Raw genomic sequence first — 17,074 nt, 5'->3', positions numbered from 1 at the left:
CCCGTAAGCTAACTGCTATGCAGCAGCGTTACATAGGCAACAGTGGGCTCCGCGCGTCATCGCTCTCCTTGGGCACAATGTCGTGGTCCCGTGAAACGGATGAGCAGGATGCCTCGGAGCTGCTGCGCACGTTCGTGGACGCCGGCGGAACCCTGGTGGATACCGCGGCCTCCTACGCCGACGGCCAGGCCGAAGCCATGCTTGGGTCGATGCTCGGCGACGTCGTCTCCCGCACGGAAGTGGTCATCTCCACCAAAGCCGGGGTGTCGCCGTCGGACGGGCGGCAGCGGGTGGACGCATCCCGCAACGCGATGCTGTCCGGGCTGGAAGCCAGCCTGGCGCGCCTTGGGACCGACTACGTCGACCTGTGGCTCGCACAGGCCTGGGACCCCAACGTCCCGCTCGAGGAGACGTTGTCCGCCCTTGACTTCGCCGTCCGAAGCGGACGGGCACGCTATGCGGGAATCGCCAACTACAACGGCTGGCAGACCGCTAAGGCGGCCGCCGTCGCGGGGTTCCCGCTCGTCGCCAACCAGTCCGAGTATTCACTGCTGCGCCGCAGGCCCGAGGCGGAACTTGTTCCCGCCGTCGAGGATGCTGGCCTGGGACTGATGGCGTGGGGGCCGCTGGGCCGCGGCGTGCTCACTGGCAAGTATCGCGGACATGTGCCTTCCGATTCCAGGGCAGCGGGTACACGGCTGGCCACTTACGTGGAGCCTTACCTTGAGCAGCCCGCGTCGCAGGTGGTCGAAGCTGTTGCCATGGCCGCCCGCGGCCTGGGGCGCTCGTCCTTGGATGTGGCGCTGAGCTGGCTGCTGTCCCGGCACGGGGTGGCGACCGCGATCGTTGGCGCGCGCACGCCGGTCCAGCTCAAGGAAATCCTCGATGCCCAGCTCACGCCGCTGCCGGCGGAAATAGCACGTGCCCTGGAGGATGTCTCCAGCAGCCTGGCTTAGCCGGGCCGGGTCCGGATAGGCCCGGATCTAAACCGAGCCGGGTCTCTCCTCGACGATTTCCAGATCCTCGTCGTCCACTTCGCTGTCTTCTTCTTCGTCTTCCTCGTCATCGAACACCTGGAGCGGCGTCACTTCGTTGTAGGCCTCGTAGAGGGCGTCCTCGTAGACTTCGAAGGCATCGGCAACTGCAAAGAATGCCGCCTCCACCGAAGGGTCACCATCCCCGCGGCGGGCTGAGGCGGCTGCAAGGTGTTCTTCCAAGGCGGCAGTCAGGGACTGAAGCGCGACACGCGGATCGATGCTCATGCCTTCACGTTAGCGGGAAAAGGACGAAAATGGAGAGCAATGAAGGAACATTTTCTTACCAGCTCGGTCCTGCGGGAACGGGACTATGCCCGGCAATACGAGTACCTCGTATTGACCGTCGGTCCTGAGGATTCCCTGCCCGAAGCCCGGCGCCGGCTCGTGGAACACTCGGAGTACGGCAAGTGGGAACTCGAGCGCAGCAGGCTCTACGTGGGCGGCGGCAGGCGCTTCTGGCTTCGCCGCCGGGTCACCCAGGTGCAGCGCACCGCCTAGGCCGCTCCGGCCGGGTGGGCGCGCGCCTCAGATGGCGCGCGCCCACTTCATGGTGCCTGCTCCGGTTGTCCGCTGGAGTTCCTCTGCCCGTAAACGCTGCGGTTATTCTTCGAGCGGACCCAGCCAGGCATTGGCAACCGTGTTGTGCGCCGACTCGTCGTCCGAGGGGTGGAACATGCCGGCCAGGACGTCACGGTACAGGCGTTCCAGTTCCGACCCCCTGAAGTAGCTGGATCCCCCGGAGACCCGGATAGCAAGGTCCACCACCGTCCGCGCCGTTTCCGTCGCCCGGATCTTGACGCCCACTAGCTTCGGAAACCACTGGCTGCCGTAATCCGCCAGCCGGTCCACATCGCCGGCCACCACCGATAGCTGGGGGTACAGGGCATCCATGGCGAGGGCGGCCTCGGCCACCTTCCAGCGGATATCGGGGTCCTGGGCCAGGCTCCGGCCCCCATTCTTGAATGATGTCCTGCGCTTCGCGGCGTCCACGGCCAGCACCAGGGCCCGTTCTCCGATGCCCGCGTAGACGCCGGCAAGCAGCGTTTCAAAGCACGCGAAGATGGCGAAAATCAGTGGATCCGCGTTGGGTCCCACCGGCAGCTTACGGAAGATGCGGCTGGGCGGGACAACAGCGCCGTCCAGAATGGTGCTGTTGGACTGGCTGGCGCGCATGCCCAGCGTGTTCCAGTCCTCCCGTATCCGGTAGTCGGCCGTGTCCCGCCGGATGAAGCCGTGCACGAGTTCACCTTCGCCCTCCCGCGCGGCCGGGTCCTTGCCGAAGATGCCCAGGCGCGTCCAAGCCGGTGAAAGGCTCGTGAAGATCTTGGTGCCCGTGAACGAGTAGCTGCCGTCCGGCAGGGGCTTGGCCTCCGTCAGCGAATCGAAAAGAACGGAGTCGTTACCGGCCTCGGAGTTGCCGAAGGCGAAGACTTCCCCCGCCGCAGCCTCCTGCAGCACGAAGTCCAGGGAAGAGTCGCCGCGTTCGGCCAGGATGCGCGCCACCCCCGTCCAGACCAGGTGCATGTTGACTGCCAGGGCGGTGGCCGGGGCCGCCGTCGCCAGCCGGCGCTGGCAGCGGACCGCAGCCTCCAGGCCAAGGCCTGCCCCGCCGTCGGCCTCCGGAACGAAGAGCTTCAGGTAGCCGGCTGCGGCCAGTTCCTCGAGGTCCTCGGTGAAGAAGCTGTTCCGCTCGTCGTATCCCGCCGCTCTCCCACGGATCCGCTCGAGCAGGTCGTCAGGCAGCAGCCGTTCCGGGTCCGGGTTCGGGGGTGTTTGGGGGTCCACTCGCGTCCTCAGTAGTTGGTGAGCAGCGTGTTCAGGACGCTTGCCCCGAACTTCAAGGAATCGGCCGGGACGCGCTCGTCAACGCCGTGGAACATGCCGGTGAAGTCGAGGTCGTCCGGCAGCTGAAGGGGCGCGAACCCATAGCCTGTGATGCCGAGCTTGCTGAGCGCCTTGTTGTCGGTGCCGCCGGACAGCGTGTAGGGCAGGACCTTCGCGCCGGGGTCCTCCGAGTGAAGGGCGTCGATCATCGAGTCTACGAGGTTGCCGGAGAACGGGACTTCCAGGGAGACATCCTGGTGGACGTAGCTGACGTCCACGCCGCTGCCCGCCAGTTCCCGGACGATCTCCAAAACGTGCTCCTGCTGGCCCGGCAGTGTCCGGCAGTCAACCAGCGCCTCGGCCGATTCGGGAATGACGTTGTGCTTGTAGCCGCCCCGCAGGAGTGTGGGGTTGGAGGTGTTCTGCAGCGTGGCGCCCACGAAGCGTGCCACAGTGCCCAGTTCCTTCAGCAGCCTGTCGGGGTTGTCGGGATCAAACTCGACGCCGGTCAGTTCGGTCACGCCGTCGAGGAACTGGCGTGTGGTGGCCGTCAGCTCGATGGGCCAATCGTGCTCGCCGATGCGGGTCACGGCGGCGGCGAGCCGTGTAATGGCGTTGTCCGTGCTGATCTGGGACCCGTGGCCGGCGCGGCCATGGGCCACGAGGCGCAGCCACGAGATGCCCTTCTCCGCCGTCTGGAGGAGGTACGTGCGCTGGCCGCCGATGGTGGCGGAGAATCCGCCCACTTCGGAGATGGCCTCCGTGGCCCCCTCGAACAGTTCGGGCCGGTGCTTCACCGCGAACTGGGAACCGTGAACGCCGCCGGCTTCCTCATCCGCGAAGAACGCGAAGATGATGTCCCGCTTCGGCTTGCGGCCAGTGCGGGCAAAGTCTCGCAGGACGGACAGGATCATGGCGTCCATGTCCTTCATGTCCACCGCGCCGCGGCCCCAGATCAGACCGTCCTTGAGTTCGGCGCCAAACGGGTCCACAGACCACTGCTCACGGAGGGCGGGCACCACGTCCAGGTGGCCGTGGACCACGAGGGCGCTTGCGGAGGGGTCCTCCCCTGCCATGCGGGTGACAACGCTGGCCCGGCCAGGCTCCGACTCGAAGATCTCGGCGTCGAGCCCCACTTCACTGATCAGGCCGGCGGTGTATTCGGCCGCGGCACGTTCGCCGGGACCTGAGCCGTCCCCGTAGTTGGATGAATCGATGCGGATGAGCTCCTGGCAGATGGTGACGACTTCATCCTCTGGCCGGATCTGTGTCATTGATCACTCCTTGTAGCGGGAAAACGCGGATTTATGCGGGTTGGCGCGGCTTTTGGCGGCCCGAACGCCCAGGTTCAGCCTACCCAGTCGACTCGATTCCATCTTTCCGGAAAGTTCGTGTTAGAGTTTTTCTCGCTGCTTCGGAGAGATGCGAACCGCTGAAAGGCGGGAGAGTCCTCCGAAATACCACCTGCGCGGGTGGCGGAATGGCAGACGCGCTAGCTTGAGGTGCTAGTCCTCGAAAGGGGGTGGGGGTTCAAGTCCCCCTCCGCGCACAAAGGGAAACCCCGGGAATCCAATGGATTCCCGGGGTTTTTTTGTTTCCCCAAACCTCCCGGATCCAAACACATCCGCCCGAGTGTCGAAATGCGACATCTGCAAAGCGATCGCCACAAAGTGGCCGTTTGTGGCACTGCCGAAGCAAGAAAAAAGTGGTTCCGTTACCTAGTACGTCCGGGTGGAACTTAGCGCCTGCCTCGCCATCGACACAACCTGGATCATCCACCGGGACGAAGTAAGTGGCTACCTGCCGAGCAGGCACAACCATGCCATCGGCGCACCACGCCCGGGCGCGAAGATCATCCCGTGGCGCTACAGCAAGTCAGCAGAGCGCCGTGGCCCCGGCTCCATAGGTACCCATCACCGGGATTCGCAGTTTCTTGATCCCATACCGCGCGTTCGCTGCGCCATCCTTGATGGCGACGACCCATTCTGGTGCAAGGAAGCAGGCCATCGAGCCGACGGCAGCCGACATAGCACGGCCGGCCGGCGGTTTCGGGCCGCGGTGGCCCCAGTGGGGCGTGGAGGGAGTCGGGCAATGCGCAGAGGGAAACGGCTGGGTGAGAGAGCACGGACGCTGGATGCACAGCATCTCCGGAAACTCGCAGACGAGGCATCCCCGGAGGCGGCCGAGTCCTTCAGCGCTGATTACGTGACTCTCCTCCCCCGCTTCGTTGAGCGGATCGTCGGCACAGTTGCCGCGCTGGATAGGGATCTGGTGCTGGATGCCGCACGGAGCCTGAAGACGAAATCGTGGCTCGTCGGGGCGCTAAGAATGAACCAGCTCTGCAGCGAACTCGAGTTGGCCTTGGCTGACTGGGCCGTCGCAACAGACGTCGCTAGGGACATCGAACGCCAGCTTCCGCACCTGCAGAAAGCCCTCGCGGACGTCGCGCATCTCACGCACCCCAGCCGCCGGGCAGGGACGGTCCAGAACGCCATGGCGTCTTGACTGTGCCCGCCGTGACACACGCGGGGAAGCTATTGCCCTGAGGTCCACAACTTGGGCAAGGACAGCCACTCGCCCCCGTTCCACTGATGCCGTCCGGTCCTCGAAATCATCCGGCACCGAGGCGGACCGGCAACGGCAGGGCCCTGTCCTCCGGCGCCGCTTCAACGGCCTGTTGCCTCGTTGAAAACCTCCGGGAAGGCTAGCCGTTCCAGGCACGGGGTTCGGGTCCCCCTCCGCGCACGAAGGGAAAACCCCGGGAATCCGAAGTCGGAAAAATCAAATGTGGCTCCGTTACGTATTTCCTCCTGGTCGATCCGGATGGTGACCTCACCCTCCTGCCGGTCCAGCCCACGCGCTGAAGGTGCCGGTTCCACCGCCGCCGCGGTCGTCATCCTTGCCGCACCTCAAACAGCGCTTATACAAACTTCCGTCTTCGGTATGCTCGACGTGCCATTCGTGCCGAATATTCAGCTTGCACAGCAGGGCCTTAATCATGACCTTCTCCAATCTGAGTGCACCGCCGCGGCCCGGCAATCCAATGATGTCCCTGATGCCGCCTCCGGTGAAGGGGCAGTTATTTGACCTGCATTTCCGTGCCAGTGGGCTAACGCCAGCCCCCTGCACAGCCCAATGATGTTAGTGCTGCCCATGAAACGCTGAACGCCCCGGCCGCGGAAGCGGCCGGGGCGTTCAGCTGGACAGTCCGGTGGTCTGAAGGCCGCGTCAGCAGGCCGGGACCCCCGAATCCACGGGCCCGTCGGTGGGACGGATCCAGAGGTTGTTGATCACCTTGTACCAAACGTTGCTCGTGGACCCGGTGGGTCGGCCCGTGGCGCCGTCGTAGATGGTGTACGCGGCACCGGTGGTCACGCACTGGACCTGCACCCGCGTGCCCTGCGCCACGAAGGTTCCGCCGCCGGCGGCACAGTTGGCTGCTGTGTCCGGAGAAGAGGTGCCGTTGGTGGGCCACTCGCAGGTACCGGGACTCGCGGTGCCGTTGTCCACCGTGAGGTACTTCGCCGGCGCCGTCCTTCCGGTCGCCGAGACCGCCGTGCGCTGGCCGAGGTCATCCACGACTGTCACGGTGATGGAGATGGATTGGTCGTATCCGTTACCGGTGGTGACGGATCCTCCCCCGGCACCCAGCGTGCCTGACTTCCCGTCCGATGACTGGTACTCCAGTGCCACGACCCGGCGTCCGTTGTTGACCACGGCACCGACGTCGAACCTCACCGTCGTGGTCACAGTAACGGGGTTGATGCTCGCCGCGTGCGGTTTGCCGTACGGCGCCACCGGGTTGGAGTTGGTGACCGGCCCTTCGTATGTGGCGCCGTCCGCGCTGTTCACGGCGCGCACCCCGATGGTGTAGTTGCCGTTGTTGGGCACACCGGACCGGATGACCTTGTCGGACGGCACTGCCATGAAGCTGCCTCCGTTGACCTGGTACTGGTAGCCCGGTGTCGCACCGTTGCCAGCGGCTGCACCAAAGGAAAGCTGCACCGCGTTGTCCAATGGGTCGGCCCGGACGCCGGGGACGGCACCTGGCGCGCCGAAAGCGCGGCGGGGGTCCGACGGCGCACTGGCGGCCGACGTACCGGCCTTATTTTTGGCGACAACCGTGAAGGTGTAATCGGTGGCGGAGTTGCCGACGGTGACAGGCACGCTCAGCTGACTGCCGGACACGGTGCTGCTCGCTACCGTGGACCCACCCTGCATGGCGTTGACGGTGTAGGTGTCGATGGAGGCGCCGTTGTCCGCTGCGGGCGTCCACGACACCACCATGATCGATTCCGTCCCGCCGGAGGTGCTCCGGGTGGTGCTTGGCTTACCGGGGGCACCCGGCGCGCCGGCCGGGATGACGCTGGCTGAATAGGCGCTCCATTCTGATGGATCCGGCGCCTTGTTGGAAGCCTGGACTCTGACCTGGTACGGCGTCCCGTTCTGGAGGCCCGTCCACCGGTAGGACGTTCCCGTGACCTTGCTCACCCGGACGTTTCCTCCCGGAGGTGCGGGTGAGATCTCCAGGTTGTAGCTCTCCACCGGTGAGCCGTTGCTCTTGGGAGGTACCCAGTTTACGGTGAGGGATCTGTCGCCAAAGACCAGCGCCGGCGCTGCCGGGGTATCCGGCTTCGCGTCGGGACGGGCAGGTGCCGAAGCGGGAGACGGCGCCGAGTCCCCCAGCTCGTTCGTGGCCACCACAGTGAAGGTGTACTCCACGTTGTTGGTCAGGCCCGTAAGCGTGCACGTGGTGGCAGGGCACTGCTGCGAGAACCCTCCGCTGCCGCTGACCTTGTAGCCGGTGATCGCCGCTCCGTTGTTGGCTGGAGGCGACCAGTTGAGGACGACGGTACGGTCACGCACCTCCCCGACAGTCGGCGTGGATGGAGCATCCGGCTTGTCCTTGACGGTGAGCCGGACGCGGCCGTCAACTTCGCGTTCCGCGTCCTGCGTTTTGTCCTGGACCCGGTAGCGGACCACCATTGTGCCCACGAACTCCTCGGCGGGCGTCACGACGACGACGCCGCCCTCCACTGCGGCTGTGCCCCTTCCGGTTTCGACGGCGGCGCTGAGGATTTTCAGCGGTGATTCCGGGAACGGGTTGATGTCGTTGTCCAGCACCGGTACCGGCTGTGATTGCCCGGCCCGGGCGCTGGCGATGACGTCGTCGTTCGCTGCGGTAAGCGGACGCTTAGACGCGACCACGCGGACGTCCACGGCACCGGCAACCGCTGCGCTGCGCCCGTCCGAGACGGTGACGCGCACGGTCAGCGTGCTCCCCTTGGCGGCGCTGCCCACGGTGGCTTTGAAAAGGCTGCCGTCCAGGGAGGCCTTGATGCCGGCGGGCGGTGTCCCTTGCAGCGCAAAGGTGAGCTTGTCCTTGTCTGCCTTGTCGACGTCGGTGGCCACCTGGCGCAGGTCAAGCGTGGCTTCCTCGCCCGGCGCAGCGTCCACGGTGCTGGACGGGAAAGTCGGAGGATGGTTGCGCCCCGGGTCGGGCAGGACCCTGATGCCAATGCTCAGGACCGCCGTCCGCCCGTCAGGGTCGTCAACGCTCACGCCGTCGGTGACCTCGAGGGAAACTGCTGCCGGGCCTGCGTAGTCGTCGGCGGAAGTGAACACGATGGTGGTCGCGTCCTTCACGAGCGGCGCTCCATTAGAGGCGACCGCCTGGACCTTGGTGTCCTGGGTGATGCGGGGACTCTTGCCGGCACGGACCACCACCAGGTCCCGCAGGTTCATGGTCAGCTGTTGGCCGCTGACCACGTCCAACGGTGCGGTGCTCCGTAGAGCGGGCGCCTGGCCCTGCAGGCCGGGTACCACGATGAACGCCGTTGAGCTGAGCTTGTCCACGTCGGTGACGGTGTACGCGATGATCTGCGGCTGGCTCTCAAGCCGCACCGAAACCTTGCCGGGCGCCGAGATGCTGGCAGTGGGTGCCGCTTCCGGGAAGGTTATCTTCAGTTCCGCGGCCACACCGTCCGGGTCTTCGTCGTTCTTCAGGACGGGGACTTCGACGACGGCCTTGCCCAGTGTCTCCGCGAACGCCACCCGGTCGTCCCGGGCAACGGGCGCCAACGTGGCGGCGTCCTTGCGGGCCTGGACTTTGAGGGTTCCGACGGCGGTGCCGCCGCGGCCGTCGCTGATCTCGTACCGGACGATCGCTGTGGCGGAGGCTTCGGAAGGCGACGGGGCGGTGAGCTGCACCCGTCCGTCGATGACTTCGGCCTTCAACTCCGGGGCAGCTTCCAGCCGGTTGGCTGTAAGCGTGACATTGTCGCCGTCGGGGTCGGAATCATTGGCCAGCACGTCCACTGCCACGTGCCGCCCTGGGAGAACGGTGATGCTGTCCTCAACGGCCCTCGGACGCTGGTTGGATCCGGGCGCGGGTGCGATGCCCACGGCCACGCGGGCGGTGGACCGTGCCCCGAACCGGTCCTCGACCACATAGGTGAAGGTGTCCTGTCCGGCAGCGTTCGCCGGCGCCGTGTATTCGACGTAGTGGGCACCCACCACAGCTGTTCCCTTGCGCGGTGCCTGCTCCAGCCCCACCAAGGTGACAGAGTCGCCGTCGGGATCAATGCCGTCCAGGGGAATGGCGATCCTCGTCGTGTTGCCGGCCACGACCCGACCGGTGACATTGTGAGGAAGCGGCCTTGAGTTCGTGCCCTCGCCGCGAATGTGAATGGTCACCTGCGCCGAGTCTTCCTGCCCGTCCGGTCCGGCAACGGCGTAGATCGCGTGCACCGTTCCTCCTGCCCTGCCTGCCTTGAAGCGAAGCACGTCCCCCGACACTGCGAGGAGGCCTTGGGCGGAGCTGATTCCCTGCACGAGGACCGGCTTGAGCTTCAGCTTGGCGCCGTTGGGGTGGGTGTCATTGGCAAGCACTGTGATGGTGGCGACGTCGTTGGCCCGCACTGTGATTTCATCCGGGGCCGCGACAGGCGGGAGCAGTTTGGCGGGCGCCGGAATGGGCAGGATGGTGACCTGCCCCGTTGAGCTGGCCACGCCGTTGGACACTGTGTACGTCAGGCTGGTGGGTGCAGTCAGGCCACGGACGTCGGTAATGCGCAGGATCTGGTGATTGACGACGGCGACGGCTACTGCCGTATTCCGTGGAAGCCCGACGGACTGGATGACAAGAACGCCCCCGGCCGGGTCCGAGTCGTTGGCGAGCGCGTCCAGCAGCACTTCGCCGCCTACCGGCAGCAGCGCTGTATCGGCGACGGCGACCGGTTCACCCCGCCCCGCCCCGGCGGCACTGACATCGATCCGCACGAGTCCCTCAGAGCTGTCAGGTCCATTGGTTACCAGATACGTCACGTAATACGTTCCGGCGTTGGCTGCACGGAAGGTGAAGGTCCCCGCCTGGTAGTCGGGGGTGATGGCCTGCTCCTTGGCGCCGGCCACGCGCGTCAGCCGCAGTCCTTCGCCGGTGGGGTCGCTGTCGTTCTTCAGCGGAAAAACCAGAATGTCCTGCCCGGCGGTACCCGAAACGTGGTCCGCGTTGGCCTTCGGCGGAAGGTCGCCTTTGGCGCGGACATCCACCACCACCGTGCCCTCGACCTGGTCCCGGCCGTCGGAGACAGTGATCACGACGTCCTTTTTGCCCAGCGTTGATCCCACATCCTTGAAGGTCAGGAGACCGTCCGCCCGGGTGCGCACCTGGTCGCCTTCACTGGCAGTGCGTGCTCCCAGGAGCAGCAGGTCGTCGCCGTCGGGATCGGTCCAGTCGGTGAGGATGTTCTGGGAGATGCTTTTGCCCTGCTCCAGGATGATCGTGGGCACGCGTTTCTGTGCCGGCGCCCCGTTGCTGGCTGGGTCCTTTACGGTCAGGGTGACCGTGGCTCCGGCGGTGCCGCCGCGGCCGTCACTGGCCAGGTACCGGAACTGGGACGTTCCAGTCGCATTGGCCGGCACCTTCACTTGCAGGCCGGTTCCGTTGTAGACGGCCTGCACGCTGCCGGCGCCGGGGTTGTCGCCCTGGAGCTGGACGGTGAGGACGTCTCCGTCCGGGTCCGAGTCGTTGTCCAGGACTGGCAGGAGCGTTGTCCGGCCGGGCCGCACTCCGAACTGGTCGTCTGTGGCGGAGGGCGGCCGGTTCTCTTTGGTGCGGTCCGGGAGAGTGTCCACCAGGTTGTCTTCCGCGGCGGGTTCGTCCTGGGCCTCGGTCTTGCTCGGCGGAGGAATGATCTCGTCCCAGTTGGCAACGAGCCTCATGTTCTCGGTGACCAGCCAGACGTTGCCGGACGTGACGTCGTTGAGGACCACGACGTCCCGGTTGACGCGAAAGACCAGGTTGGAGCGGGCGCCTGCCCCGGGAATGTCAGACCTCCGGCTATCAGCGGCGTTCGCACAATCCCGCAGGTATTTGCCTGCCCCGGACCACGCCGCGTAGACGCAGCCGTTGACATGGACCGGAGTGGCAGGTGTCCCCGATGTTCCGAGCTCCACAACCGTCGCCGCCGAACCGTCCAGGGGTTGCTTGACCAGGCCCTTCTTTGTGGAGACGGCGACATAGTCCGAGGCGGCACCGCTTTGCTGCAGCTTGGCGTCCGCCGCATCCGGCAAATGCGCCAGTCGGCCGGATGGAAGGTGAAGGGTCCCGGCGTCGGCGTCGAATATGACGGGCTGATCCCCGACCGCGGCGACCTGGACGTTTTCCTTATTGCGGATCGACTGGTACTGGACGGTGTTGCGGGAATCCACTCCGCCGGTCGCATTCACACGAAGGGAAGTCACCTCCCCGCGCGCAGGGTCCGCAGCGTAAACGACGTCGTCGGCTCCTACCGTCGCGACGACGCCTTTGGCGTCGCTCAGGACGGGTTCCTGTGAATCGAAGTCGACAGAGCCGAGCATGCTGCTCTGCGTCACCCAGAGACGGCCCGAGTTGGGATCAGCCAGCGCCACCGCTTTTTCCCCGAAAGCCGGGACCGCCGATCCCGGAAGCTGCTGGGGCGGTTCAAGGGTGACCTCGGAGACCTTGACCCTGCCCAGGGAGGCGTTGCCGCGGTCGGAAACGAGCACGCTGCTGCTGTGTTGGAGGACGTCGAAGTCGGCGCTGGCTGCCATGAGGCCGCCGTCCAGGGTTTTCGACTGGAAGTTCAGGTGGCCCACGAGGTTCATGTCGGAATTGGTCACCCACACGCCGCCGTCATTCAGGTCGATCTGCGTGGTCCGGAATCCCGGATGGATGACGGCCACCACCACCAGCAGTCCAATTGCCGAAAACGTCGTTGCCGACGCCAGCGCGCGTTGTTTTGCACGCGTCAATAAACGAAGCGGCATCCGTCCCCCAGTCTCGTGAATAGCCCCAAGCTAATATACGCGGACATACCGGCAGATCCCGAGCCAACGTCGGCGTCGGGAACGCCAGCCATGCCGGCTCGTGCATCCCCTGCCTCGGCCAGAACCCCTCTCTTCACGAGTGGGTCGGACGGGCGTACAAAGGAACTGGAGGGCAACGTCAGCGGACAGCCAACCCGCAACACAGCAACCCGCGGCCCCGGGCTTTCGTGGAGCCGGGGAGGGCCGTCACCCGTGGCCTAGATGAAGGACGGCCATGCCATGAACGTCAGCGACATCCGAGGGCTTTTCCCCGGGCTCGAAGACACCATCTACCTGAACACTGCCACCATGTGCGTCGGCTGCGCCCCTGCCAGGGAAGCATACGAACTGGCCGCCGAGCGCTGGTCCGGCGGGCGGTTCGACTGGATGGAGGCCGAGCAAGCGGGCGAGCACGCCCGCTTGATGTTCGCCGAGATCGTTGGAGCCACGGCGGCCGACATTGCCATCGTCCCCGCCGTCAGCACTGCGGCGGGGATTGTGGCCGCGAATCTGCGACCCGCCAGGCGCGGGGAGAACATCGTGGTGGCAGAAAACGAATTCGCCTCAAACTACTACCCCTGGCTCTTGCTGAGGGAGCGTGGCTACGACGTGCGGGCAGTCGCGGCGGAAAGGGACGTAGTGTCGGCCGACGCCCTCGGCCGGGCGGCCGACGGCGGAACCCGCCTGATCGCTGTCAGCGCCGTTCATCCCGTCACCGGGTTTCGGGCAAACCTGGGGTCGATCAGCCGCGTCGCGGCTGGCTCAGGAGCCTGGCTTTTCGTCGACGCCTGCCAGGCGGCCGGTGCCGTTCCCCTCGACGTGGTGCGCGACGGCGTGGATTTCCTGGCCACCGCCAGCCACAAATTTCTTCTCGGGTCGCGGGGCATGGGCTACCTCTACGTCCGCCCCGGGCTGCTTGACGGCCTTCGACCCGTCGTGCCGGGCTGGAAAGCGGCCCGACTGCCGTTCGAAAGCTTCCTTGGCCCGGACATGGACCTGTCGCCGACGGCGTCGAAGCTGGACTCTTCGTTGGCGTGGTTTCCGGCGCTCGCCGACCAGGCGGGACTTGGTGTCCTTCGCCGGTTCGGTATGGGCGCGATCCTGGAGCGGAACGCACGGCTTGCGCTTCACCTGCATAACGCGCTGGAAGCGGCTGGTGTCAGCTTCCGGTCCTTCCCCGCAGAACACCGTTCCACCATCATCTCCGTTCCGGTAGGCGACCCGGACGCGGTCATGGCCCGGCTGCGCCGGGCGAACGTCGTTGTGTCACTCCGGGCCGGCCGGATCCGGCTGGCGACCCATTTCTACAATCTCGAGGAAGAGCTGGTCCGGGTCGCGGAGCTCATTGCAGGCCGGTGAGCCTACCAAGGCGTCCGTATGTCGGCGGGCTGCGGGCGGCTAAGTGTGACCTGCCGAAAATAGGTTGCCTGAGGCATTGACTTGGCCCTCCGCGAGGGCCAGCATACTGCTAGACGTTTGGGGGGCGCGAAGGCAGTAGCAATGGAGCCGCGCCGTGAACATCTATTTGGCATTTGAGACTTTTTTCCCCGGTCACCTCAGAGAAGATCTGAACGTGAACCCGCATGCAGGGCTTACTGAAACGCAAACAATCGGTGGACTGCCCGGTAAACACCGATATCGCCAGCGGCCCGGCCGCCGCATCAGCCACCTTGCGTCGCCCGTGAAGTCAACGGGGATGACATTGGCGGCGAACAGGCCATGATGGGCGCCATTCTCGGCTGGGTTCTGCAGTTCCGGATCCTTGTCCTGGTCGTGGCGGCCGGCGTCCTCGGGTATGGCTTCACCGCTCTGCCCACCATGCCGGTTGACGCTTTCCCCGAGTTCGCCCCGCCGCAGGTCGAAATACAGACCGAGGCCCTGGGGCTCTCTGCCGCGGAAGTCGAGCAGCTCATCACGTCCCCCATGGAGGCCGACCTGCTCAACGGCGTGGCATGGGTGGAGGCTATCCGTTCCAAGTCACTTCCCGGCCTGTCCTCAATCCAGCTGGTCTTCCAGCCGGGTACGGACATGTTCCGGGCACGCCAGCTCGTCGCTGAGCGCCTGACCCAGGCCAGGGCGCTGCCCAACGTGTCGGCAGCACCCGTGCTCATGCAACCACTGTCCTCCACCAGCCGGGTGATGATGGTCAGGCTCACGTCCACGGACATGTCCCCCATCGACATGTCCGTGCTGGCACGGTGGACCATGAAGCCCGCGCTTTTGGCCGTTCCCGGAGTAGCGAACATTTCCATCTGGGGCCAGCGCGACCAGCAGTTGCAGGTACTCGTGGACCCCAAGCAGCTCGAAGCCAAGGGCGTGACACTGGACCAGGTCATCAGGACCACGGGCAACTCCGTCTGGGTGTCCCCGCTGAGCTACCTTGAGGCCTCAACGCCGGGCACGGGCGGCTTCCTGGAGACGGGACATCAGCGGCTGGGCGTCCAGCATGTCCTTCCCATCACCACTCCCGAGGACCTCGGAAAAGTCAGCGTCCAGGGCAGCAGTGACAAATTGCTCCTGGGGGATGTCGCGCAGGTCCAGACTGATCATCAGCCGTTGATCGGTGATGCGCAGCCCGGCCAGGACGCTGAGCTGTTGCTGGTGATTGAAAAATTCCCGGAGACAAACACCGCGGACGTCACGAAGGGGCTCGACGAGACTATGCGCGAGCTCCAGGCCGGGCTGCCCGGCGTAACCGTCGACACCACCGTGTACCGGCAGGAGTCGTTCGTCGAGCAGGAAATGGGCACCCTTGGTGTCGCGCTGCTTGTCACGCTGCTGCTGGTCGCGGCGGCGTTCGGAGTGGTCTTCCGGTCCTGGCGCAGCGCACTGATCACCCTGGTCACCGTTCCGCTCTCCCTCATTGCTGCGGCCCTGCTGCTGACCCTGCGCGGGGCCGGGCTGAACACCATGGTCTTCGCCGGCATGATCCTCGCCCTGAGCGTCATCATCGGGGATGTAGCGGAAGACCTGAACTGCGCCGCAAGGGCCTACCGGGCATCCAAGGCAAGCGGCCCCGGGGATTCGAGGATCGCCCTGCTCGCGGGTGCGTTACGGCCTGTCCGCACCTCCCTGTTCTACGCGCTGCTGATCATGGCACTGAGCGTGCTCCCCATGCTCTTTGTCCCCGGCGAAAACGGCGCCATGTTCGGGCCCCTGGTCATTGCATATCTGCTGGCGCTGGCGGTCGCCATGATCGTGGCGCTCACAGTGACAGCGGCCCTGGCGTTCTTGCTGCCGCCGGCCCCAACGGCTCCGGGCCGCGAGCGCCAAGCCATGCAGCGCCTGCGGATCCGGTATGGGCGGACGCTGTCCCGCCGGCCGGGCAGGCCCGCGCTGGTCTTTGCCGCCGCGGCGGTCATGGCGCTCGCCGCCCTGGCGTTGGCGCCGCAGCTGGTCCCCAACCACCCTGTGGTGCCGGTGCTGGCGGACAACACGCTGGTGGTCCAGTGGCGTGCCGCGCCTGGCACCTCCGACCAGGAGATGGTCCGGATCACCGATACCGCGGCCCGCGAACTGCGGGCGGTGCAGGGCGTCTCCAACGTGGCCACCGAGGTTGGGCGCGCCATTACGTCCGACCACGTGGGAGACATCAGTTCCGGGGAGCTGTGGGTGGGAGTGGCGAAGGATGCCTCGTACTCCAGCACCCTTGAGGACGTACAAAGGGTCGTGGCAGGGTACCCGGGTTTGAGCGCAACGGTCTCCACCTACCCGCAACAGAAAATCGACCAAATCCGGGAAGCTGCCGATTCCGGATTTGGCGTTCGGGTCTACGGCGTCGACATGGCCACCCTCCGGGCAAAGGCGGAGGAAGTCCGGCAGGTTCTCGCGCACACGGCCGGTGTGGTGAATCCCCGCGTTGAAGCCCCCGTCGAACAGCCGACCATCCAGGTCAAGGTGGACTTGGCGAAGGCACAGAAGGCGGGCGTCGTACCCGGCGAAGTCCGGCGTGCAGCGGCCGCGCTGCTGCAGGGCATCGAGGTGGGCAACGTCTACGAGCAGCAGAAGGTCTTCTCCGTGGTGGTCAAGGGAACACCTGCAACCCGGAACAGCCTCACCAGCGTCAGTGAGCTGCTGATCGACACCCCCAAAGGCGGGCATGTGCGCCTTGGCGACGTCGCTGAGGTCAGTGTCGTTCCAAACGATGCGGTCATCCTGCATGACGACACTTCCCGGCGCGTGGATGTAAGGGCGGACATCCAAGGGCGCGGGCTGACTGATGTGCAGCAGGACATCGAAAGAGGCCTGCAGCAGATCCAGTTCCCGGTGGCCTACCACGCGGAGATCCTGACCCAGTACGCGCAGCAGCAAGCCTCCTTCCAGTGGCTGTGGCTGCTGGCAGCGGTAGCTGCCTTCGGCATCCTGGTGCTGCTGCAGACAGCGCTGGGCGGGTGGCGGCTTGCAGCGGCCGTTTTCCTTGGCCTGATCGCGTGCCTGTCGGGTGGAGTTTTTGCAGCCCTGGCGGACGGCGGGGCCAACTACCTGACGGCGTTTGTCGCGTTCTCAGCCGTCCTGGGCATCGCAGTCCGCGGCTGCCTGCTGCTCGCCGGCGAGGTCCGGAACCTCCGCGCCAGGCATAGCCAAGCAACGGGGCCATCGGTGGTTATCCGCGCCGCACGCGACAGGCTCAAGCCGACCCTCGCCTCCGTGGTGACCACGGCCGTCGCCCTGATTCCGCTCGTGCTTCTGGGCGGTGTCACAGGCACTGAGGTCCTCCAGCCCATCGCGATCATCATCTGGGGCGGCCTGCTGACGACCACCCTTTTCGTCCTGTTCGTGCTTCCCGCAATCCTGCTCCGCTTCGAACGCAGCCAGGCAGGGACACGAACAGCAACGACACACGCCGAAGTCACCGAAGCCCGGACGGGCGCCTGAAAGCCGGG

The 17,074-nt window shown here is 65.8% G+C and carries 9 protein-coding genes and 1 tRNA gene; 6 read left to right on the top strand and 4 right to left on the bottom strand.

Going from position 1 to position 17,074, the window contains the following annotated elements; genetic code table 11:
* Positions 1-17: 17 nt before the first annotated feature.
* Positions 18-956: an aldo/keto reductase gene (locus DBZ45_RS15700; protein ID WP_111904807.1), complete on the top strand. Its 939-nt coding sequence runs from the start codon at positions 18-20 to the stop codon at positions 954-956.
* Positions 957-983: 27 nt separating this feature from the next.
* Here DBZ45_RS15700 and DBZ45_RS15695 read toward each other — a convergent pair whose 3' ends face one another.
* Positions 984-1,262: a hypothetical protein gene (locus DBZ45_RS15695; RefSeq protein WP_111904806.1), complete on the bottom strand. Its 279-nt coding sequence runs from the start codon at positions 1,260-1,262 to the stop codon at positions 984-986.
* Positions 1,263-1,301: 39 nt separating this feature from the next.
* On the opposite strand from DBZ45_RS15695, the gene DBZ45_RS15690 reads away from it, so the two are divergent.
* Positions 1,302-1,535, top strand: a complete 234-nt coding sequence (locus DBZ45_RS15690; RefSeq protein ID WP_111904805.1) for a DUF5703 family protein — start codon at positions 1,302-1,304, stop codon at positions 1,533-1,535.
* Positions 1,536-1,637: 102 nt separating this feature from the next.
* Here the strand turns inward: DBZ45_RS15690 and DBZ45_RS15685 are convergent, their stop codons facing one another.
* Positions 1,638-2,822, bottom strand: coding sequence for an acyl-CoA dehydrogenase family protein (locus DBZ45_RS15685; RefSeq protein ID WP_111904804.1), 1,185 nt, complete (start codon positions 2,820-2,822; stop codon positions 1,638-1,640).
* An 8-nt stretch (positions 2,823-2,830) separates the two neighbouring features.
* A complete protein-coding gene (locus tag DBZ45_RS15680; protein ID WP_111904803.1) occupies positions 2,831-4,135 on the bottom strand; it encodes a M20/M25/M40 family metallo-hydrolase in 1,305 nt (434 codons plus the stop codon).
* Between the two features lie 192 nt (positions 4,136-4,327).
* On the opposite strand from DBZ45_RS15680, the gene DBZ45_RS15675 reads away from it, so the two are divergent.
* A tRNA-Leu gene (locus DBZ45_RS15675) sits at positions 4,328-4,410 on the top strand.
* A 542-nt stretch (positions 4,411-4,952) separates the two neighbouring features.
* Positions 4,953-5,366 (top strand): hypothetical protein, encoded by a 414-nt coding sequence (locus tag DBZ45_RS15670; RefSeq protein WP_111904802.1) that lies wholly within the window; start codon positions 4,953-4,955, stop codon positions 5,364-5,366.
* A gap of 723 nt (positions 5,367-6,089) precedes the next feature.
* On the opposite strand, the gene DBZ45_RS15665 is transcribed toward DBZ45_RS15670, so the two are convergent.
* Entirely contained in the window at positions 6,090-12,137 is a 6,048-nt protein-coding gene (locus tag DBZ45_RS15665) for an Ig-like domain-containing protein (RefSeq protein ID WP_190243156.1), read from the bottom strand.
* A gap of 294 nt (positions 12,138-12,431) precedes the next feature.
* Here DBZ45_RS15665 and DBZ45_RS15660 point away from each other — a divergent pair, with 294 nt between their 5' ends.
* Both DBZ45_RS15660 and DBZ45_RS15655 read left to right on the top strand, forming a co-directional pair.
* The gene (locus DBZ45_RS15660; RefSeq protein WP_111904849.1) at positions 12,432-13,550 is read left to right on the top strand and encodes an aminotransferase class V-fold PLP-dependent enzyme; all 1,119 of its coding nucleotides are present in this window, start codon (positions 12,432-12,434) and stop codon (positions 13,548-13,550) included.
* A gap of 360 nt (positions 13,551-13,910) precedes the next feature.
* The gene (locus DBZ45_RS15655; protein WP_223257113.1) at positions 13,911-17,066 is read left to right on the top strand and encodes an efflux RND transporter permease subunit; all 3,156 of its coding nucleotides are present in this window, start codon (positions 13,911-13,913) and stop codon (positions 17,064-17,066) included.
* The last annotated feature ends 8 nt before the right edge of the window (positions 17,067-17,074 follow it).

The organism is Arthrobacter globiformis (genome assembly GCF_003261175.1).
Taxonomy (GTDB): domain Bacteria; phylum Actinomycetota; class Actinomycetes; order Actinomycetales; family Micrococcaceae; genus Arthrobacter; species Arthrobacter globiformis_A.
The sequence above is the reverse complement of the archived record's forward strand: the minus strand, read 5'-3'. Positions and strand labels throughout refer to the sequence as shown.